Here is a 20,490-nt window from a genome sequence, read left to right as displayed (position 1 = left end):
TATTTTTCCTTATTCTGATTGATAGTCGGATAGTCGTTGCTGTTTTTGCACTAACTCGGCAAAAAGCGGCGAGGGAGACCAATGTTTGCCGAACTGCTGTTCCCATTGTCGTATTTGACGATAAACATGCTGCAACCCCACCGTATCGGCATAAAACATTGGCCCTCCCCTATAGGCAGGAAAGCCATAGCCGTTCACATACACCAAATCAATATCGGAAGCTCGTCTAGCAATACCCTCGGCAAGTAGGTGTACGCCTTCATTAATCAATGCATACATGGCCCGCTCTACAATCTGTGCTGCTTGCCACGGTTGTTGAGCAATACCCGCCTCCTGCGCACAACGCTGAATCACCTCTGCCACCACAGGATCTTCTACGGGTTGACGACTGCCGGCTTCGTATCGGTAGTATCCCGCTAAACTCTTCTGACCGAACCGCCCCATTTCACACAGCCTATCCCCAATTTTGCTGTCTCGAATGGTGTGATCTCTGCTCGCAGCCAACCGTTTCCTGGCGGCCCAACTGATATCCAGCCCAGCCATATCCGTCATCACAAAAGGCCCCATCGCCATGCCAAAGTCGTACAGCGCAGCATCTACCTGAGCCACGCTGGCCCCCTCCTCTAGCAAAAATGAAGCTTCGCGTCTGTACGCCGTCAGCATTCTATTGCCTACAAACCCTTCACACACGCCTACAGGCACGGCAATCTTGCGTAGACGTTTCGCAAAGCTCATGATCTGTGCCATCACGACCGGAGCAGTACGTGCCCCTTGCACCACTTCTAGCAAGGGCATGCGATTGGCAGGACTAAAAAAGTGCAAGCCCAGAAAACGCTCAGGACGACGGGTAGCCGCCGCCAAGTGATTAATGTCCAATCTAGAGGTATTGCTCGCAAACACAGTTTCTGGGCCACACAGCGTATCTAACTGAGCAAATACAGCTTTCTTGACCTCCATGTCTTCAATCACTGCCTCTATAACCAAATCGACGTGGCCCATAGTGGTGATCTGTGCTGAACTAGTGAGTCTTTGTAGGCGGGCATCCTGCTGCGATTTATCAAGTTGCCCCTTGTCCACCTGCCCTTGGTAGGCTTGCTTAATGCTCTGTACTGCTGCTTGCTCTGCGGCCACGCTTTGCTCTACCAACACGACTTGCAGCCCAGCATCCAACAACGACATAACGATGCCACGCCCCATCAGCCCGCCACCAATGACGGCTACGTTAGTGAAATTGTCATTGACGGCTTGCGTGTGCAACCCATCTTGCGTACGTCTCTCAGCCAGAAACAAGTACCGCAACGCTTTGCTTTGCGTACCTTGCATCAACTGCTGAAACTGCTCTCGCTCATGCTTCAACCCCTCTTGCAACGTGAGATGCGTGCTTTGCTCTACGCATTCCACAGCAACTACTGGCGCGAGATAACCCCGTTTACGTTTAGCTAACGACGCCTTGAGCGCTTGCAATTGCTGCGCATCCTCGGCTGTAGGTATTAGCGCCGGAACATCATCAGGGCAAGCCATAAAATCGGGGGCTTTTTGCTTGGCTAGCAGCACAGCATCAACTAAGACATCATGCTCAGATACGTCATCAACCACGCCCAAACTCAAGGCTTCAGCGGCATCTAGTCGCTGTGCCGTGGCAATCAATGTTGCCGCCGTTCCCACACCCACAATACGCGGTAAACGTTGCGTTCCACCTGCGCCAGGAATCAACCCCAAACTCACCTCAGGTAACCCTAGTTTGGCCGTGCTATGCATCACCCTATAGCTCGCCGCCAACGCCAGTTCAAAACCACCGCCTAGTGCCACGCCCTGTATAGCTACGACCACAGGCTTAGTACTTGCTTGCACTCGTGCCAATAGCGCTTCTAAAGAGGGTGTGGCGTGTGCTTGAGGGGTATTGAACTCCTTAATGTCCGCGCCTGCACTAAAACTATTACCTTTACCCACTAAGACAATCGCCTGACACTGCACATCGTCTTGTGCACGCTGCATAGCGTTATACAGCGCTGTTCTTACTAACAAACTCAAGGCATTTACTTTACCTTGTCCAAAGGCAAGGATTGCTACGCCATCCTGCACCGTATACGTAAGCACTTCTGACATATACCCTCCTTGCTATCGTGCAAAATACAAATCATGCAGCGCATCCAAATCCACGTCGGCTGCATTTTGCGACAAAATAACTTTGCCGCTTTGCATTAAGTACACGTGATCTGCCATCTCAACCGAGCGATGCGTATTCTGTTCTACTAGTACGATGGTTTTTCCCTCGTCCTTTAAGCCTCGCAGAATATCGAAAATATCGTTCACGATGACAGGCGCTAACCCCAGCGAAGGTTCATCAATCAAGATTATGTCTGGCTCAGACATTAAGCCCCTCCCCATCGCCAACATTTGCGACTCACCACCCGATAACGAACCAGCCAATTGCTTATAGCGCTCTTTTAACCGTGGGAAACGTGCATACACAGACTCTAGGTTTTGCTTTGCATTAGCCCTGCTTTTTTGGGGATACGCCCCCATCATCAAGTTTTCTTCCACGGACATTTCTCTAAACACCATTCGTCCTTCAGGAATCAGACATAAACCGCGTTCATTCATATCCCATGTTTCATAGCGGCTGATATCCGTACCTTCCAAGCGTATCGCCCCTGTTTTAAGAGGGATCAGCCCCATAATGGCTCGTAGCAAGGTAGTTTTACCTGCGCCATTCGTACCAATAATGGTGGTGAATTGACCTTTTTCTACACTAAGTGACACATCCCACAAGATATTGATATCGCCATAACCGGCTTGGATTGCCTCTACCTTAAGCATGTATTTCTCCTGTGTAGCTTTGCATGACCTCTGGCATCTTGAACACCTTTTCGGGTTCGCCATCGGCAATCAACTGACCAAAGTTCAATACACACACGCGATTGCAAAGCTGCATGATGGTTTCAATATCATGCTCAATAATCAGAATGCCTATTTGGCGCTCTTGCTGTAACGTTTTTAACAGCCGCATAAAGTGCGCTTTACCTTTCACCTCTAGCCCTGCCAACACCTCGTCCAACAACAGTAATTTAGGCTCTGTCGCCAAGGCTTTAGCGACCTCCAACGCTTTCAATTCAGTAAGGGCTAAGTCTGTTGCCGCCTGGCTCTCCGCCTTATGCGCTAGCCCCATAAAGCTAAGAATCTCATCAATTTTCGGCATGTCTACACGACCCATGCCAAAACGCTGCGCTACTAACAGATTCTCTCGTACGGTCAGTTGGTGTAATGGCTGCGGAATTTGAAAAGACCGGCCTATGCCCTGTCTAGCTCGTTTATGCAAAGGCATACGCATAATATTCTGCTGCTGGAAACGTATCTGCCCCGAATTAGGTCGTACTAATCCTGACACGGCATTAAACAAGGTGGTTTTACCTGCACCATTTGGCCCTACCAAACCCACCACTTCATTTTGCTGCATACTGAAGCTCACGTGATTCACGGCCACCAGCCCACCAAAACGTATGGTTACCTGATCGAGTTCAAGCATGTGCCCCTCCTTGTTTTTTACCGCCAATCAGACTCACCAGCCCCGAATGTCTAAGGATGATCATGCCTACTAACAGCATTCCTAAAATAACTTGGTGACCTGTTGGGATCAGGTTTTTAAACACAAACTGATCCATCAGGTAAATCACAATGGCCCCCACAAATGGTCCGATAATGCTGCGATACCCACCGCAAATAGCAGCAATAATAGGTATCAATGTCCAACTGGAATCAAAGGCGTAGCTAGGCTCCAGGAAGTTGATGTAATGCGCATTAAACGCCCCTACTATCCCAGTCATAAAAGCAGAAATAAACAGCATCAATGCCTTTAACCAAAAACTGTTCACACCAATCACTCGCGTGGCCGTTTCGGACTCATGCATGGCTTTCAACGCTAAGCCGTAATAGCTTTTGCTAAGCCAGTAATAGGCCACAATAAACAGTAGCACCACGGTCAAAATCAACAAATAACTGCCTAAGTTGCTCCCTAAGTCCATGCCCATAAACGTAGGTAAAGCAGGAATTCCCGTTAAGCCCCCCGCCCCGCCAGTTAAGCTGCGCCACTCAGTGGCAATGATTTTAAAAATATGTGCATAGCCCAAAATTGCCAGTGAAAAATACGGACCAGATAGTCGAAGCGTGGGCAACATCACAATAGCCACCACTGCCGTGCAGACCCCTGCTATGAGCATAGACAACAACACCGGCACCCCTACCTGCATGGTTAACAACGCAGAGGTATAAGCACCCACACCAAAAAATGCTGCATGACCAAAACTCATCATGCCGCCTAAATTGCTCAGCAAGGACCAGGCTGTTGCAATGGCTGCAATGGTCAATGCGGCAATCAACAAGCTATACAAATAAAAGTTATTGCCCAGTGCCAGTGGTACAAACACATAAAATCCCACCAGTAGCACTACTAGCCAAATGCGCTGTGTCATGCGGCTCTCCTTTTCTGTCCAAACAAGCCATTTGGCATCACGAACAACACCAGCAAGAACAGCACCATACCGGTTAGCTCCTGCAGCGATGAGCTAAAGAGGGTAATAGTCAACGACTCAACAACCCCCAATAGCACCGAAGCCAAGAACACTCCTGGAATAGAGCCCACGCCTGCCAACACCGTAATAATGAAAGCTTTAATGGTCAGCAAATTACCCAACTCAGGTTGAATAAATGTTGTGCTAAAAAGAGCAACACCAGCAAAGGTAGCCAGTAAACCCGCCACCACGAACGACAACATTTCTGTCTGACGTGGATTAACGCCCATGAGTTTTGCTGCATCTCTATTACTGGCTACGGCACGTACTGCACGCCCATACCAACTTTTGCGTAACCACCAGCCACACACCAACAGCAATAGCATGCTCACCAAAAAGAAGAACCATTCACTGTTCATGCTATAGAGATTCTTAATCACTAATGCTTCTTGAAACCACGGCGTACCGCTAGCGTGCACATCCGACTTCCAAATCAACAAAATCACGTTTGTCAGCACGATGGCTACACCGTAAGTCAGCAATAAGGAATTCAGCTCTCGATCTAAACGGATCTTATCTACCATCAGATAAATAGAAACCGCTAGCACGCACACCACCAGCATGGCCAAAGGAATCGCCACTATAGGGTTGAGCCCCCACCAAATCTCGCAGCTGTAGGCAAGATAAGCTGCCAATAGCACCAGCTCACCATGAGCCAGGTTCACTATCTTCATGTTTCCAAAAACCAAGGCCTGCCCCAGTGCTATCAACGCATAGGAACCACCAATTAACAGGCCTGAAAACAAGGCCTGTAAAATTAGTTCAAACATAGTTTGTCTCCACGTTTTTTATAAAAATTTGATAATGGATTATTGAGCGCGCCAAGGAACACCCGGCAAATTCATTTCACCCGTTGCCGCTTGATCTGGCCAGACCAGCACAACCCTTCCTTCTTGATGCTGCCCGATATTTGGCATGAAATAAGGGTTGTCGCCATTGTCCTCAAACTTCACCCTACCTATTAACGTCTGGCGATCCGTGTTGCGCATTTCATCCGCCAAACCATTTGGTGTATCCAAGATTTCCTTATCTGCAGCTCTAGCAATAGCCTCGAACAACAACATAGATTGCACGTAGCCATATTCATTTAAGTAATCAGGACTTTTATTAAATTTCTCTTTAAACCTATGCTCAAAGGCTTGTCCTTCTGCATCACTAAACTCCACGGGATACGGCAACATTTCTGTGCCCGAGATATTGCGTACTAAGTCTGGAAACTCATGGGCCATCTTGGCATTAGCAATTTGCCAAACCCCCACAATGGCTTTGACATCAGGCTGCAAAATACGCGCGGCGCGTAAGAAGCCCACATAGTCATTCTCGTAGCCCAATACATTAATCAGCTCAGGCTGATCCAAGAGCTTTACCTTATTGACCACTGGTTTGAAGTCGCGAATTGCCGGATCAAACGGATGCATATGCACAGTGACCCCTTTGGCCTCCATGGTCTGCTTTACATCTCTGGCCAATTCATAGGTGGATTTCTGCGTGGAATACACTACCGACATATTTTGTATGCCCATGTCGGTAAAGAGCCCCGTCATCGCGTTCACATAGCCATGCGTATTATTAATGCGGAAGAATTTTCGGTAGCCTTGATTCACAAACTCCTCGCTCGTGCCACCAGAGGTGATATACACCATACTGACCTTATCAGCGGCGGCCGCCGCAGGTGCTACCAGATCGGAAGTAGCACCTCCGGTAATGGCCACCACACGCTGTGATGACAACTGAGCCACCGCTGCAATCGCCTTGCTGGGCGCAGACTCGTCATCCACGGTCAGCAGCCGAATGGCATATTCTGGCTGGCGTTCATTAAACACCTCTACCGCCACCTGCATGCCCTCATGCATGCCTGTGCCACCTCGCGCATTATTTCCTGTTAAGGAAATCACCGAACCTACACGTATCTCTTGTGGCGCGGCAGAGACTGCGGATGCGGTTATCACGCACAGCACTGTTAGAAACGACAAATAACTGTGTTTCATTGCTCCTCCTGCTTAGTAATAATTGTTTTGTTTTATTGTGCATTGCCTAGACAATGCCTACATCCACCTACCGATAAAACGGTATAAGTAAGATATTTTTCACGCTTTCTGCTTCACTACCCCCTGCTCCAATAGCCGCGTAATGGCTGACTCATCCACACCGTACTCACGCAAAATCTCTGTGCTATGTTCAGCAAACTGGGGAGGCGGCAAACGATAACTCGCTGGGGTTTTATCCAACTTAATAGGTGATGCGATACCTTGGTAATGCTCACCAATAGACACCAACATCTGACGATGTTGTGTATGCGGGTGTTGCACCACGTCAGCCACATCCAAGATGGGACCACAAGGTACGCCTTGCTGTATGAGTTCCGCAGCAAGCTGCTTGCCATCATGCAATGACATCGCTTTCTCAAGTATGGTTTTTAGCTCTTGCCTATGCTGACAACGATTTGCGTTGCTAGAAAAACGCTCATCCTCGGGAATGCTCGGCAAGGCTAGGTATTCGCATAGCTTGGCAAACTGACGATTGTTGCCAACAGCGATATACACCGGCGTAGTACCGCTTTGGTATACGTCATAAGGGGTAATGTTTGGATGCGCATTACCAGTACGTTTTGGCATGTTCCCAGACCACAAGTAGTTAGGAACATGCGGGTGTAACAGCGATATACCGCTGTCATACAGGGCAGCTTCTACAAACTGCCCTTGCCCACTACGTTGTCTTGCTTGCAACGCTAGCAGCACTCCCATGGCGGCATTCATGCCTGTCACCATATCTACTACAGGTAACCCCACACGTAATGCCTCTGCCCCCTCGTCACCGTTCACACTCATGATGCCGGTCATGGCCTGAATGACGGAGTCATAACCAGGTAATGCCCCCAACGGGCCGTCTGCACCAAAGCCAGACACACGACAATGAATTAAACGAGGGAAACGCTGTTGCAAATCGCCTAGGCCCCATTTTTCTAGCGTGCCTATTTTGAAGTTTTCAATCAACACATCGGCGCTTACCAGCAAATCAGCTAAGAGCTGCTGCCCTTCCTGCGTACTAAAATCCACGACCATGCCACGTTTATTGCGATTAATCCCAGCAAAATAAGCGGCACTTTCTTGTCTAAATGGTGGCCCCCATAGCCTCGTATCATCCCCCGCAGGAGGCTCTACTTTGATGACACTGGCCCCATGATCGGCCAACACTTGTGCCGCAAATGGTCCGCCCAATACACGGCTTAGATCCACCACACGAATGCCATCTAATGCACCATGCTGCATCGCTGCTCTCCCTTCCATTACGCGGTTAACAAGCTAAACGCTTGTTCCTCTGTTAATGGCTGCTGTAGCAGTAAATACTGAAGTGCTGTTTTCTGCGATGCACTGTTATCAACACGTAGTGGATCGTAGGCGGACAAACGGTAACGCACTACCAAATGCGCCCATGCTAGACGTGCCCAACCTTCGTTTTTCAATCTAGAGGCTTCCCATGCCATCATGATGGCGGTAGCAATGTGGTACAGCGCTGAGGCAGCTTTACGTGTATCTTGTTCGTCGTCAGCCTCAGCCACCTGCTCCACAAAAGCCACCACGTCAGCCAACTTGCTTGCTAACTGCTGGCTAGAGACCTCTGGCAGCGTACTTTCATTGAGCAGTCGCTGTAGATAGGCTTTCAAGAAATCCAAGGCTTGATTACGCTTAATGGCACGCATTACATCAAGTGCCACAATATTACTGGTACCTTCCCAGATAGACCCCAGATGCGCATCACGCACAATACGTGGGTCAGACCACTCTTCTATGTAGCCGCAACCACCGCGTATTTCCATGCCATCCCCCGTCACTTTACGGGCATCCCTGCACGCACGGAATTTGATCAATGGCGTCAACACGCGTACACATTTCGCTGCATCCGCATCACCTTGTTTAGCCTGGTGCATCAGAAACGCGGTGTGAAACATCATGCTGCGCGCCTGCTCACTAGGCAGCATCATTTTTAATAGTTGTTTTTGCTGCAAAGGCATGTCTATCAAGGCTTTATTAAACGCTTGCCGATGCTGGCAAATATACAATGCCTCGCCCACCGCCCTACGCATCAAACCTGCAGCCCGTACACCATTGGACAGACGTGACAAGTTAATCATGTCAGCCATCTGCTGAAAACCCCGCCCTACCTCACCTAGCAGGTACGCCTTGGCACCCTCTAAGGTGATCTCACCGCTAGCCATGGAGCGTGTGCCCAGCTTATCTTTAAGACGCAAAATACGGTAATTGTTCGTGCTGCCATCTTCCAAATGACGCGGCAGTAAAAATAACCCCAATCCTTTAAGACCAGATGGCGCACCTTCTACGTGGGCCAATACCATGGCCACGCCCGCATCAGGATTAGAACAAAACCATTTATCGCCCGTTAACAACCACTCACCGTTTTTCTCACAAGCTACCGTCGTGATTCTGGACACATCCGAGCCTGCGCCTTGCTCCGTCATAAACATGGCACCTTGCGTCAGGGCATCAAAATCGGAGGTGGTCAGGTTGGGAAAGTAACGATCCACTACCTCTTTAGGCGCAAACTTGCACATGGTATGAGTGAGGGAGTCCGTCATACTCACAGGGCAACACAAGCCAAATTCTGCCTGCACAAATAAGAAAGTTAGTGCATATTTCGCCATAGGCGGCATCACTTCAGGCCAATCTAATACACCGGCCACATGCGACATTCTGGCTAATCCCAACTCGCTATACGCTTTGCGCTCCAACTGAATATAGTCTGGGTGCTTGATGATTTTCTGCTCATCAAAGCCTTGACGATTTCTGTGCTGTAACACCGGTGGATTTTTATCTGCTGTAGACGCCCACTCATCTAACTTCCCCCCTACCTCTTGACCCAGACGGGTAAGGTAAGGCCACAAATGCTGTACTAGCTTGGGCTCAAGATACACCTTTATGAGACTCTGCAAAGCCAAGTCTTGCTCAAAAACATTCATGCCTTTGGCATCAGGAATATCTACAGTGTGCTGATTAGTGTGCTCGCTCATCTCATCCTCCTTATTTGGCTCACCGTCCAATACTGTTCTGACACCTATCTTGGCAATCCCCTATAACTAAGTAAAATATATTATTCTGATTGTTTGATATAAAAAATATATTGAAAAGGCGTCTGGGATGACCTTGAAGCAAATCATGCATTTTGTTGTGCTAGCAGAGCAGCTACATTTTGGGCGGGCAGCAAAGATACTACATATCTCGCAGCCACCATTGAGCATGAGTATCCAGCAACTGGAACAATCACTGGGGTTTAGCCTCTTTGATCGCACCAATAAAAGCGTGCAATTAACCGCGGCGGGCGCTTTGTTTCACAAAGAAGCACTGCACCTACTACGACATGCCAATGACATGCGTAGAGTGGGCGAGCAAGTTGCTAAAGGGATTTCTGGACAACTACGGTTGGGCTTTGCTAGCTCTATGTTATTTAGAGGATTAAGCCAGCACATTAAGGCCTTCCAACAGCACTATCCTGATGTAGAGGTTTCACTAAAGGAACTGAACTCCAGCGAACAAATTAAAGCATTACAACGAGAGCAAATAGACTTAGGGTTTGTTCATAATCATCAAGACGAAGACGACCTACAAACCCGTTTATTTCTGGCTGAGCCATTTCTGTGCTGTCTGCCCAGTGACCACCCTCTGAGCCAACACCCTCAACTTGCTATACAACAACTCCGGCACGAGAATTTTCTATTATTTCCGCGTAGCCTCTCTCCGCACTACCATGATCGCATCATGGCGATCTGTGCCACCGCAGACTTCAGCCCACGCATCAGTCATGAAAGCCGCAATTGGCTCACCATCGTGGAACTGGTAGCCCAAGGTTTGGGCATAGCGCTGGTGCCACAATCTATGCAACAACTGATGAAAAGTGATGTGTGCTATCGCCCCATAGATAATCATCACATTTTGTCGGAAACGCACTGCGTCTGGAAACCAATACCTCAGTCTGTACTACGAGATAATTTTCTACAGCAAATCTTTCCTGACTAATGCTATAGCTCCATAGTCTCCTTCTAGCTCACCCAACTAAGCCTCACCCCCAACGCCAGCAACGTCACCAACAACACAGGAAGCGTCAGCACTACACCTACGCGGAAGTAATAGCCCCAGCTAATCACCATACCTTTACGTGCCAACACGTGTAGCCACAGCAGTGTCGCCAATGAGCCTATAGGTGTTATTTTGGGGCCCAGATCACTACCAATGATGTTGGCGTAAATCATGGCTTCTTTCACCACGCCTGTAGCGCTGGACGCCTCAATAGACAGAGCCCCCACCAAGACTGTAGGCATGTTATTCATGATTGAAGACAACAGTGCTGTCAGCAGCCCTGTGCCTAATGTCGCTACCCAAAGCCCTTGTTCAGCGAAGTAATTCAGTAGACGTACCAGATAGTCTGTTAGGCCTTGGTTACGTAAGCCATAGACTACCAAGTACATGCCCAAAGAAAATATAACGATGGCCCACGGCGCAGCCCTAACGACGTTATGTGTATTGATGATGCGCTGACGCGTTGCCACTGCATAGAGTAACAACGCCCCCGTTGCAGCCACAGCACTCACGGGTACCCCCATAGGCTCTAGTGCAAAAAAGCCCACCAGCAATAACAGTAGTACTAGCCAACCGAAGCGGAAGGTAATGGGGTCAACGATAGCTTCGTGGGGTTGTTGCAATGACTCCTGGCTGTAGCGCTTAGGTATTGCATGACGAAAATACAGCACCAACATCACTAAAGACGCTACTACAGCAACAATAGCCACAGGCACCATTACCGCCGCATAATCAGTGAAACCTATAGCAAAAAAGTCAGCCGAAACAATGTTGACCAAGTTGGAGACGACCAAAGGCAAACTGGCGGTATCTGCAATGAAACCTGCGGCCATCACAAACGCTAATGTCGCGCCTGCATTCACGCCCAAGGCTAAGAGCATTGCCATCACAATAGGTGTCAAAATCAGCGCCGCACCATCATTGGCAAATAACGTGGCTACTGCAGCCCCTAGCAAGACAATCAACGCAAACAAGGCTAAACCACTGCCCTTCCCCCAACGAGCCACGTGCAAAGCTGCCCATTTAAAGAGGCCCGCCTCATCTAAAAGTAAACTGATAATAATGATGGCGATGAATGTGGCGGTTGCATTCCACACTATGCCCCATACCACTGGGATGTCAGCCACACTGACGGTACCCAGTAGCAAGGACAGCACAGCCCCAATGCTCGCACTCCACCCTATGGACAATCCCCTGGGCTGCCAGATCACCAGTACCAATGTAAGGATAAAAATACCTACTGCAATAAACATGATCTACACCATTAAATAGAACGCTGGTTGACTCTAGCGCTTAGGGCTTCAGCACTTTCTTTGCGCTCACTATAACGATCAACCAAATACCCCCCTACATCGCGTGTTAGCAGTGTAAATTTCACCAGTTCTTCCACGACATCCACAATACGATCGTAATAAGCCGACGGTTTCATACGGCCATCCTCGTCAAACTCCAAATACGCTTTGGCCACAGAAGACTGATTTGGGATAGTCAGCATGCGCATCCAACGCCCTAACACCCGCATCTGATTCACCGCATTAAAGGATTGTGAACCTCCTGAAACCTGCATCACGGCTAATGTTTTACCTTGTGTAGGCCGCACCGCGCCTTCAGATAGCGGAATCCAATCTATTTGTGTTTTCATCACTCCCGTCATAGCGCCGTGCCGTTCAGGAGAACACCAAATCATTCCCTCTGCCCACTGCGCTAACGATCGTAGTTCTTGCACTTTAGGATGTTGCTCCGAACTGTCATCTACCAGCGGTAAGCCTTTGGGATTAAAAACACGTACCTCAGCGCCAAACGCCTGCAACAAACGGGCGCTTTCCTCTATCACGAAGCGACTATAGGATCGCTCTCGCAATGAGCCATAAAGTAGTAAAAAGCGTGGTACGTGCGTCTTTCGTTGCGTTGGCTGCAATAACTGCTGTAAATCAGGTGCGCCAAACAGTTCTGGTATGACTTGCGGTGGCAAGGTGGTAGTATCCATGAGGAGATTACGCTTAGTATTAGCAATAACAATACAATAATTCAACTATAATTGAACAATCAACTTATGGACACCAAAACAGCCGTACAAATGTTCGATTCCCTGGCCTCAGAAGTCAGGTTAGATGTATTTAAGCTACTCGTGAAGTTTGGCGAAGATGGATTGGTCGCAGGCGATATTGCCAGCACATTGCAAATTCCCTCTACCAACTTGTCATTTCACCTCAAAGCCCTCACCCATGCCGGGCTGATTACGGCTACCCAAGAGGGACGCTACCAGCGTTATAGAGCGAACCTGACCGAAATGATGGGACTCGTTAACTTCTTGATGGCGGAGTGCTGCGCACAGCAGCAAGACGGCTGTAGCACAGTGGAGTGCAACCTCATTAGCAAATAGCTAGGCTTACTGCCCACTCAACTACACGGTGGACTGCATCGCAGCACTACAGCGTTAAACACCGCGGCACCGCATAAAGCAATGGCTACTGTGAGAAACTCAACAGTAGCCATTTTATCCGCCTACATGGCAACACAACGATCGTGCTGTTACGCCTCTACGGTGCTTTGTACTGCGCCGGCTGAAACCGGCTCAAACACAGCAATAGACTCTACGTGTGCAGTGTGCGGGAACATGTTCAACACGCCTGCATTCAGCAAACGGTAACCGCCCTCTTTCAACAAGATACCGGCATCACGTGCCAAGGTTGCGGGGTTACAGGATACGTACACAATACGTTTAGGCTTTTCGTGCTCGCTTAACTCGCTTAGCGCTTGTGCGACAGCTTGTGCGCCATCACGTGGGGGGTCAATCAGGATGCGATCAAAATAGCCCAACTGACGCAGCCACGATACGTCTACCTCAAACAAGTTCAAGGTCGTAAAGCTGGCTTTATCTTGCAGGCCATGTAAAGCCGCCGCTTCGCCCGCACGCTTAGTTAAGGTAGAGCTACCCTCAATACCCACTACCGAAGACGCTACACGCGCTAATGGCAAGCTGAAGTTACCCAGACCACAGAACAAGTCTGCCACACGCTCGCCTTGTTTAATCTGCAGCAGGTTCAGTGCCAAACGGATCAAACTACGGTTGATGCTAGGGTTCACCTGCGTGAAATCAATAGGCTTAAACGGCATGTGCAGATCGTAATCTGGCAGGTCGTAATACAAGCTATCTTCGTCTTCGCGCTCTAATGGGTGCATGGTTTCTGGCCCTTTAGGCTGCAACCACCAACTCACGTTATAGCGTTTAGCAAAGTCCCGCAGCTTCTGTATATCGCTGTCTTGCAATGGCTCGATATGGCGCAATGCCAAAGACAAGCAATCTTCACCTACCGACACTTCGATTTGTGGGATACGGTGCGGGATAGACATGCCGCTAATCAGCTCGCGCAGTGGCAATAACAATGCCGACACCTGCGGAGGCAAGATGTGGCAATCGGCCATATCTACAACGTAATGGCTGCCTTTCTCACGAAAGCCCACTAACGCTGTGCCTTTTTTCATCACATTACGCACGGACAAACGCGCACGATGACGATAGTGCCAATACGGGCCATGCATAGGTGCCAAATAGCTCTCCGCTTTGACACCACCAATGTGGTTCAGCGCATCTTCCAACACACGCTGTTTAACCGCTACCTGCGCCGCAGGCTCTAGGTGTTGCATGGCACAGCCGCCACACACACCAAAGCTAGGACAGGGAGGTGTCTGTCGTTGGGGAGACTGTGTCAACAGCTGCACAACGCGAGCTTTGTCATAGGATGATTTGCTGCGTACGTTTTCCACTAACGCGCGTTCACCTGGCAGTACACCATCTACAAATACCACTTTTCCATCGTAGTGGCCTACACCACGTCCCTCTATATCGAGAGACTCTATTTCCAACTCGTATGCTGTTGTCATGGGGATGTCTAAATTAAAAATGCGCTGCCTGTATGAACAAGCAACGCATTCGTTCACGTTATGCCATTCGGCTGAAAATCATATCAGCGTGCGGGCAGATATGCCAGTGGATTGACTGGTGTGCCTCTGCGGCGGATCTCGAAGTGCAAGCGTGGGGAGGTTGTATCGCTTTCACCCAGCGATGCAATAGTTTGGCCTTTTTTCACTTCGTCACCCGTTTTTACGGACAACTTGTCGTTGTGCGCATAGGCTGTAATGAAGCCATTGCTGTGGCCCAACAAGATCAGATTACCCAAACCACGTACACCATTACCGGCGTACATCACTTTACCATCTGCAGCAGCACGGATAGGATCACCGATAGCACCGGACAGATCTATACCTTTAGTCGCGGTAGTAAAGGCCTGAATAACAGGGCCGTTTGCAGGCCATGCCCACGCAATCAGGTTTGCATCGCTTGCACGTTGTACGGTACCCGTTGCGGCAGGTGTAGTCGTAGTCCCACTAGTTGGTGGCACTTGTTCAGGCTGCGCAGGCGCTTTGGTGGGAGGTGGGGTCACAGGTGTAGTAACGGCTACTTGTGTAGCGCCCTCACCCAGTTGCAACACTTGACCCACACGCAATTGTGAAGGATCGGTAATGTTGTTGATACGGCTCAAATTTGACACGCTCATGCCATGAGCTTGTGCAATTTTGTAGAGCGTATCGCCCGCTCTTACTTGATACGTACCACCAGCATTTTGTGCAGTTTGCGTGGTACCAGTAGGACCACCAGCGGAACCATCCACTATAGGTGCTTTATCCATTCTGGAAGCACAACCTGCTAACACTACTGATAGCAAGACTACGCTTACTACACTACGGCTTGCCGACTTGCTCAAGCCATTTTCAGCAACGGCCATCAACCTACCGCCTGAATGCTGCATATCCCTCTCCTGAGTTTTTTAAAGCTGAGTACCGGCACGTAACGGCACAAAACGCACGGATTCTAACTCCTTACGTTGCCACGTTGTCATACTAGTACGCTCAATCAATACCAATCGTTGTGAGGCAGAGCCTTCTGGGGCAATTAAACGCCCTCCCACAGCCAACTGTTCCAGTAACGCCTGCGGGATTTTCAGCCCGGCTGCTGCCACAATAATTCCATCAAACGGCGCGGCATGGGGCACACCCAGCATACCGTCCGCAAAGTTTAATCTTACGCGGCTTGTTAAGCCTAAATCACGCATTTTAATACGAGCTAGATCGTATAGTCCCTGTATTCGTTCTATGGCATACACTTCATTGGCCAATTGGGCGAGCACAGCCGTCTGATAGCCGCAGCCAGCGCCCACTTCCAGAACTTTGGTAGGAACACGCACCTCACATAAGGTAGCAATCATACGTGCTACCACCCAAGGTTGCGAGATAGTTTGCGCGTAGCCTATAGGTAGAGCGTCTTCTTCGTAGGCTCGACTTGCCAAGCCCTCATCTACGAATAAATGCCGTGGTACAGCCATCATGGCTTGCAGCACGCGCTCGTCTTTTATGCCCTGTCTGCGCAAACGTTCGATCATCATGCCACGCGAACGCTCTGAGTTCAAACCCAGATTTACATTCCTTGCCACTGTTTCTATTGGCGTGCTGAGTGGCGCACGTAATTGGCCCGGTTGGATGACCTTTGCATTACTGTTTGAAGTGGTTAAGCCTTTACCTAGTCTGGAGCGCCCAAACCTATTGGTGGTGCCGTCTGCCCACGAAAATCGGTTGTTATTGGGATTCTTGCTCATCGCTCACCCAACGTTTCATGGCTTCGATGCTGTCATAACTGGTCAGATCGAAACGTAATGGTGTCAATGACACAGCCAGATCGGCTACCGCACCAAAGTCAGTATCGCTAGCGGAGTCACGGATTTTACCTACTGGCCCAATCCAATACACCGGCTCACCATATGGTGTGGCGCTTTTGATTACTGGCTCTGAAGGATGGCGCTTACCCAAACGCGTCACACGTGTACCTTTTAGGGCCTCGTAAGGCACATTAGGAATATTCACGTTCAATAACGTGCCTGCAGCCAAGGGTTGTTTCGCAACTTTTTCTACGATATCGCGAGCAACGCGCGCAGCGCTATCCAGATGTTGCCAGCCTTTTTCAATCAGTGAAAAAGCGATAGACGGGATACCAAACAAGTGCCCTTCCATCGCGGCAGCTACCGTACCTGAATACAAGGTATCGTCACCCATATTGGCACCGTTATTAATACCAGACACGATTAAGTCGGGTTTGAAATCCAATAAGCCCGTTAGCGCGACATGCACGCTATCTGACGGAGTACCATTGACATAGTGAAAGCCGTTGGAGGCTTGGCGCACAAACAGTGGCCTATTTAGCGTCAGCGCGTTAGACGATGCACTGCAGTTGGTTTCTGGTGCCACCACCACCAGTTCTCCCAAGTTTTTCAGGGCCGCATATAAAGCCTCAATGCCTTCTGCGTTATACCCATCATCGTTGGAAATTAGTATTTTCATTGTTCAACCCGAAAAACAGAGTGAGGCACAGCTCACATTGTACCTGCTGCTTTGGTTTTTTATCATCAAGCCAGTAGAATCACCATTTTAGTATTTTCTTCTTCAACCATTTCCCAAAACAACCATGTTACCCAGCGTTATTCTGACCGCTCTTATCGCCTATCTTCTGGGCTCATTGCCTTTTGCTGTGATTGTCAGCAAGTTCATGGGGCTGGCGGATCCGCGCAGCTTCGGCTCTGGAAACCCAGGAGCGACCAACGTTTTACGTACGGGAAATAAGAAAGCCGCGATATACACCTTGTTGGGTGACATGCTGAAAGGCGTAGTGGCTGTGCTTCTGGCTCAGTATGCCGTGCGTTACTGGGGACTGTCTACCGGCTTACCAGGCATTGCTGCACTGGCGGCTTTCTTAGGACATATTTTCCCTTGCACCCTGAAATTCAAAGGCGGCAAAGGAGTTGCCACGGCACTAGGCGTACTGTTGGCGTTGAATATTTGGTTGGGATTGCTGACGGCAGCCACGTGGTTAGTGGTGTTTTATGCCAGCCGTTATTCGTCGCTGTCTGCCCTGACCGCCGCTGTACTTAGCCCCATGTATTACTTCCTAGGTGCAGGCACGTTGTGGCCACTGAATGGCGTGATCGCCTTATGCTTAATTTTAATTTGCGCATTGTTGCTCTGGCGTCACAGTGCCAACATCCGCAGACTGATTCAGGGCACTGAACCTAAAGTGGGTCAGAAAAAAGAGCTGTAAACCTACCACACTCAGACCAACCGGGGGATGGAGAGGAAACTTTTTTGATTTGGTGTCTCAAATCACAAAAAGTATTCCTGCAGTCCCCAGCGTGTGCGCTGCATCCCACAGCAGCGCTACACCTTAGTACAGCTCACCTGCCTTACTTAACTCCCAACGCGGGCGCACCGTAAAGCCAGGCTTTTTCAGATTCTCAGGCAACAAGCCCGCATTCGCTCGCATCGCTGCAGCAAACGCAATCATTGCACCGTTATCCGTACACAACGCCACGGGCGGGAAGAACACTTCAGCTTTGAGCTTGGCGGCTTGTGTCAGCAAACGGTTACGCAACGGCAAGTTAGCCCCCACGCCCCCAGCCACCACTAAACGCTTCAAGCCTGTTTCTTTTAAGGCGCGTATCGCTTTAGCAGCCAACACATCCACAATAGCGGCCTCAGTACCAGCGGCCAGATTGGCCAACTGATCTTCTGGCACCACATCGTCATACTGTGCTTTCAGCTCTTTCATCTTGAGCAGTACAGCTGTTTTCAGACCGCTGAAACTGAAATCTAAATCTTTGCTATGCAGCATAGGACGCGGCAACGAGACGACATCGGCATTGCCTTTTTGTGCCATGTTGGACAAAGCTGGACCACCCGGATACCCCAAGCCCATCAGCTTGGCACTTTTATCAAACGCCTCACCCGCGGCGTCATCCAGTGTTTCACCTAGTAATTCGTATTGACCTACACCATCTACACGCATCAACTGCGTGTGACCGCCTGACACCAGCAACGCCACAAAGGGGAAGTCTGGTCGGGGTTCAGCTAGCAATGGCGATAACAAGTGACCTTCTAAGTGGTGCACGGGAATAGCAGGCAAATCTAACGCCCACGCTAAGGATCGCGCCACACTGGCACCTACCAACAACGCACCCGCCAAACCAGGCCCTGCGGTGTACGCCACGGCATCAATATCCAACAAGCTCAAGCCAGTTTGGTCCAACACTTCTTGCGTGAGCGGTAGCGCACGGCGAATGTGGTCTCTTGAGGCGAGCTCAGGCACCACGCCACCATAGTGTTGGTGCATGGCGATTTGGCTGTGCAAGGCATGGCCCAGCAGCCCTTTTTCTGTGCAGACTATTGCGACGCCCGTTTCATCGCAAGAGCTTTCATAACCAAGTATTTTCATAGCCTTCTATTGTACTGCGAAAGCGTACTGCTCCGTTACGCTTCTCTATTGAGGCACATAAGCCTTATCAGCATCCCCACATGATGATATACCCTGCATTCCCCACCATAAGGCGGCCAAAAGGTCTAAAATCTGCCTCGCAGCAAATAGCTCAAGCGCAACACACATTTTTATTTCACAGGGGAGCCTTATGTTTGAACAGCTATTCAAACTAAGAGAGCACGGAACCAACATCAGAACAGAAATACTGGCCGGGGTGACTACCTTCCTGACCATGTCCTACATTATTTTTGTGAACCCGGAGATTCTGTCCTCCACCGGCATGGACCGCAACGCCATTTTCGTGGCGACTTGCGTGGCTGCCATTATTGGTTCGCTGATTATGGCTTTTGTCGCCAACTGGCCTATTGGTATGGCGCCAGGCATGGGGCTAAACGCCTTCTTTGCCTTCACGATTGTCGGTACGCTAGGTTTTACGTGGCAACAAGCGCTGGGGGCCGTATTTATATCGGGGATTATCTTCCTGATTCTGACGGTGTCCGGCATACGTAGCTGGATTGTAGATGGCATCCCCCGCTCACTGCGCTCTGCCATTGTGGCGGGTATTGGTTTGTTCTTGGGCTTGATTGCATTGTCCAACGCCCAAATCGTGGTTGCCAACCCGGCCACCAAAGTAGGCTTGGGTAGCTTGACCGAGCCTGCTGCGCTGTACGCCATTTTGGGCTTTTTCATCATTGCTGCGTTGGATGCCCTGAAAGTACGCGGCGCCATCCTGATCGGTATTTTGGTGATTACGCTGCTGTCCATCCAGTTGGGTCACAGCGAATTTCATGGCCTGATGTCCTTGCCACCCAGCATTGCTCCTACCTTCCTGCAACTAGACATCATGGGCGCACTGTCCATGGGTGTAGTGCACGTGATTCTGGTATTAGTGTTGGTAGAGATTTTTGATGCGACTGGCACCATGATTGGTGTAGCAAAACGCGCCAACCTGATCCAAGAAGGTAAGCCCAACCGTTTGAACCGTGCGTTGTTGGCTGACAGTACCGCGATTGTGGCCGGTTCCATGATCGGTACTAGCAGTACAACAGCTTACGTAGAAAGCGCCTCTGGCGTACAAGCTGGTGGCCGCACAGGTTTGACCGCCTTGGTGATCGCCGCCATGTTCTTGCTGGCCTTGTTCTTCTCACCACTGGCTGGTGTCGTACCTGCTTATGCTACAGCCCCTGCATTGCTCTATGTCGCATGTTTGATGCTGCGTGAGTTGGGCGATATTGAGTGGAATGACGTTACTGAAGCTGCTCCAGCTGCCCTGACTGCACTGGCAATGCCATTTACATATTCCATTGCAAACGGCCTAGCATTTGGCTTTATCAGTTACGTAGTGATCAAGGCTGTCACCGGTAAATTCCGTGATATGCACCCTGCTACCATCATCGTAGCGGCCTTGTTTATTGCGAAATACACCTTCGAATAAGTCCTTTATCCTTCGGTCTCCAACGGCAACAGAAGCTAA

Annotated in this window: 19 protein-coding genes; 4 read left to right on the top strand and 15 right to left on the bottom strand. The window is 49.7% G+C overall.

The annotated features are described in order from the left end of the window. Positions 1 to 9 precede the first annotated feature (9 nt). The 8 genes from ACLPHM_RS02150 to ACLPHM_RS02115 form a co-directional block, all read right to left on the bottom strand. Positions 10 to 2,106 carry a 3-hydroxyacyl-CoA dehydrogenase NAD-binding domain-containing protein gene (locus ACLPHM_RS02150; RefSeq protein ID WP_430219628.1) on the bottom strand — a complete coding sequence of 699 codons (2,097 nt, stop codon included), beginning with the start codon at positions 2,104 to 2,106 and terminating at the stop codon, positions 10 to 12. Between the two features lie 12 nt (positions 2,107 to 2,118). Next, positions 2,119 to 2,820: an ABC transporter ATP-binding protein gene (locus ACLPHM_RS02145; RefSeq protein ID WP_430219627.1), complete on the bottom strand. Its 702-nt coding sequence runs from the start codon at positions 2,818 to 2,820 to the stop codon at positions 2,119 to 2,121. Then, positions 2,813 to 3,526: an ABC transporter ATP-binding protein gene (locus ACLPHM_RS02140; RefSeq protein WP_430219626.1), complete on the bottom strand. Its 714-nt coding sequence runs from the start codon at positions 3,524 to 3,526 to the stop codon at positions 2,813 to 2,815. The genes ACLPHM_RS02145 and ACLPHM_RS02140 overlap by 8 nt, the downstream gene beginning before the upstream one ends. Next, positions 3,519 to 4,469: a branched-chain amino acid ABC transporter permease gene (locus ACLPHM_RS02135; RefSeq protein WP_430219625.1), complete on the bottom strand. Its 951-nt coding sequence runs from the start codon at positions 4,467 to 4,469 to the stop codon at positions 3,519 to 3,521. Before ACLPHM_RS02135 ends, ACLPHM_RS02140 begins: the two co-directional genes overlap by 8 nt. After that, positions 4,466 to 5,338, bottom strand: a complete 873-nt coding sequence (locus ACLPHM_RS02130) for a branched-chain amino acid ABC transporter permease (RefSeq protein ID WP_430219624.1) — start codon at positions 5,336 to 5,338, stop codon at positions 4,466 to 4,468. The genes ACLPHM_RS02135 and ACLPHM_RS02130 overlap by 4 nt, the downstream gene beginning before the upstream one ends. A gap of 39 nt (positions 5,339 to 5,377) precedes the next feature. Beyond that, a complete protein-coding gene (locus ACLPHM_RS02125; protein ID WP_430219623.1) occupies positions 5,378 to 6,556 on the bottom strand; it encodes an ABC transporter substrate-binding protein in 1,179 nt (392 codons plus the stop codon). Positions 6,557 to 6,655: 99 nt separating this feature from the next. After that, on the bottom strand, positions 6,656 to 7,837 hold the full coding sequence (locus ACLPHM_RS02120; protein WP_430219622.1) for a CaiB/BaiF CoA transferase family protein: 1,182 nt from the start codon (positions 7,835 to 7,837) through the stop codon (positions 6,656 to 6,658). Between the two features lie 17 nt (positions 7,838 to 7,854). Beyond that, on the bottom strand, positions 7,855 to 9,594 hold the full coding sequence (locus ACLPHM_RS02115) for an acyl-CoA dehydrogenase family protein (protein WP_430219621.1): 1,740 nt from the start codon (positions 9,592 to 9,594) through the stop codon (positions 7,855 to 7,857). Positions 9,595 to 9,721: 127 nt separating this feature from the next. Here ACLPHM_RS02115 and ACLPHM_RS02110 point away from each other — a divergent pair, with 127 nt between their 5' ends. Continuing rightward, a complete protein-coding gene (locus tag ACLPHM_RS02110; protein WP_430219620.1) occupies positions 9,722 to 10,597 on the top strand; it encodes a LysR substrate-binding domain-containing protein in 876 nt (291 codons plus the stop codon). A gap of 23 nt (positions 10,598 to 10,620) precedes the next feature. Here ACLPHM_RS02110 and ACLPHM_RS02105 read toward each other — a convergent pair whose 3' ends face one another. Then, positions 10,621 to 11,910: an arsenic transporter gene (locus ACLPHM_RS02105; protein WP_430219619.1), complete on the bottom strand. Its 1,290-nt coding sequence runs from the start codon at positions 11,908 to 11,910 to the stop codon at positions 10,621 to 10,623. 11 nt (positions 11,911 to 11,921) lie between these two features. Next, positions 11,922 to 12,644, bottom strand: a complete 723-nt coding sequence (gene arsH / locus ACLPHM_RS02100) for an arsenical resistance protein ArsH (RefSeq protein WP_430219618.1) — start codon at positions 12,642 to 12,644, stop codon at positions 11,922 to 11,924. A 66-nt stretch (positions 12,645 to 12,710) separates the two neighbouring features. Between arsH and ACLPHM_RS02095 the strand changes: the two genes are divergently transcribed. Continuing rightward, a complete protein-coding gene (locus tag ACLPHM_RS02095; RefSeq protein ID WP_430219617.1) occupies positions 12,711 to 13,040 on the top strand; it encodes an ArsR/SmtB family transcription factor in 330 nt (109 codons plus the stop codon). Positions 13,041 to 13,189: 149 nt separating this feature from the next. On the opposite strand, the gene rlmD is transcribed toward ACLPHM_RS02095, so the two are convergent. Genes rlmD through surE form a run of 4 tightly spaced genes read right to left on the bottom strand, consistent with a single transcriptional unit; the run spans position 13,190 to position 17,050 of the window. Continuing rightward, entirely contained in the window at positions 13,190 to 14,599 is a 1,410-nt protein-coding gene (gene rlmD, locus ACLPHM_RS02090) for a 23S rRNA (uracil(1939)-C(5))-methyltransferase RlmD (protein WP_430219616.1), read from the bottom strand. 26 nt (positions 14,600 to 14,625) lie between these two features. Beyond that, the gene (locus ACLPHM_RS02085) at positions 14,626 to 15,468 is read right to left on the bottom strand and encodes a peptidoglycan DD-metalloendopeptidase family protein (RefSeq protein WP_430219615.1); all 843 of its coding nucleotides are present in this window, start codon (positions 15,466 to 15,468) and stop codon (positions 14,626 to 14,628) included. Positions 15,469 to 15,486: 18 nt separating this feature from the next. Further along, on the bottom strand, positions 15,487 to 16,311 hold the full coding sequence (locus ACLPHM_RS02080; RefSeq protein ID WP_430219614.1) for a protein-L-isoaspartate(D-aspartate) O-methyltransferase: 825 nt from the start codon (positions 16,309 to 16,311) through the stop codon (positions 15,487 to 15,489). Further along, positions 16,292 to 17,050 carry a 5'/3'-nucleotidase SurE gene (surE, locus tag ACLPHM_RS02075; protein ID WP_430219613.1) on the bottom strand — a complete coding sequence of 253 codons (759 nt, stop codon included), beginning with the start codon at positions 17,048 to 17,050 and terminating at the stop codon, positions 16,292 to 16,294. The genes ACLPHM_RS02080 and surE overlap by 20 nt, the downstream gene beginning before the upstream one ends. Before the next feature lie 124 nt (positions 17,051 to 17,174). Between surE and plsY the strand changes: the two genes are divergently transcribed. Further along, complete coding sequence (plsY, locus tag ACLPHM_RS02070; RefSeq protein WP_430219612.1) at positions 17,175 to 17,804, top strand: glycerol-3-phosphate 1-O-acyltransferase PlsY; 630 nt, start codon at positions 17,175 to 17,177, stop codon at positions 17,802 to 17,804. Positions 17,805 to 17,927: 123 nt separating this feature from the next. On the opposite strand, the gene tsaD is transcribed toward plsY, so the two are convergent. Beyond that, positions 17,928 to 18,974, bottom strand: coding sequence for a tRNA (adenosine(37)-N6)-threonylcarbamoyltransferase complex transferase subunit TsaD (gene tsaD / locus ACLPHM_RS02065; RefSeq protein ID WP_430219611.1), 1,047 nt, complete (start codon positions 18,972 to 18,974; stop codon positions 17,928 to 17,930). A gap of 190 nt (positions 18,975 to 19,164) precedes the next feature. On the opposite strand from tsaD, the gene ACLPHM_RS02060 reads away from it, so the two are divergent. Continuing rightward, a complete protein-coding gene (locus tag ACLPHM_RS02060) occupies positions 19,165 to 20,451 on the top strand; it encodes an NCS2 family permease (protein ID WP_430219610.1) in 1,287 nt (428 codons plus the stop codon). Positions 20,452 to 20,490 lie beyond the last annotated feature (39 nt).

The organism is Paenalcaligenes sp. Me131 (assembly GCF_050487225.1).
Lineage (GTDB): Bacteria > Pseudomonadota > Gammaproteobacteria > Burkholderiales > Burkholderiaceae_B > Paenalcaligenes.
Note: the sequence above shows the minus strand (reverse complement) of the source record. Positions and strands in the feature narration are given on the sequence as shown.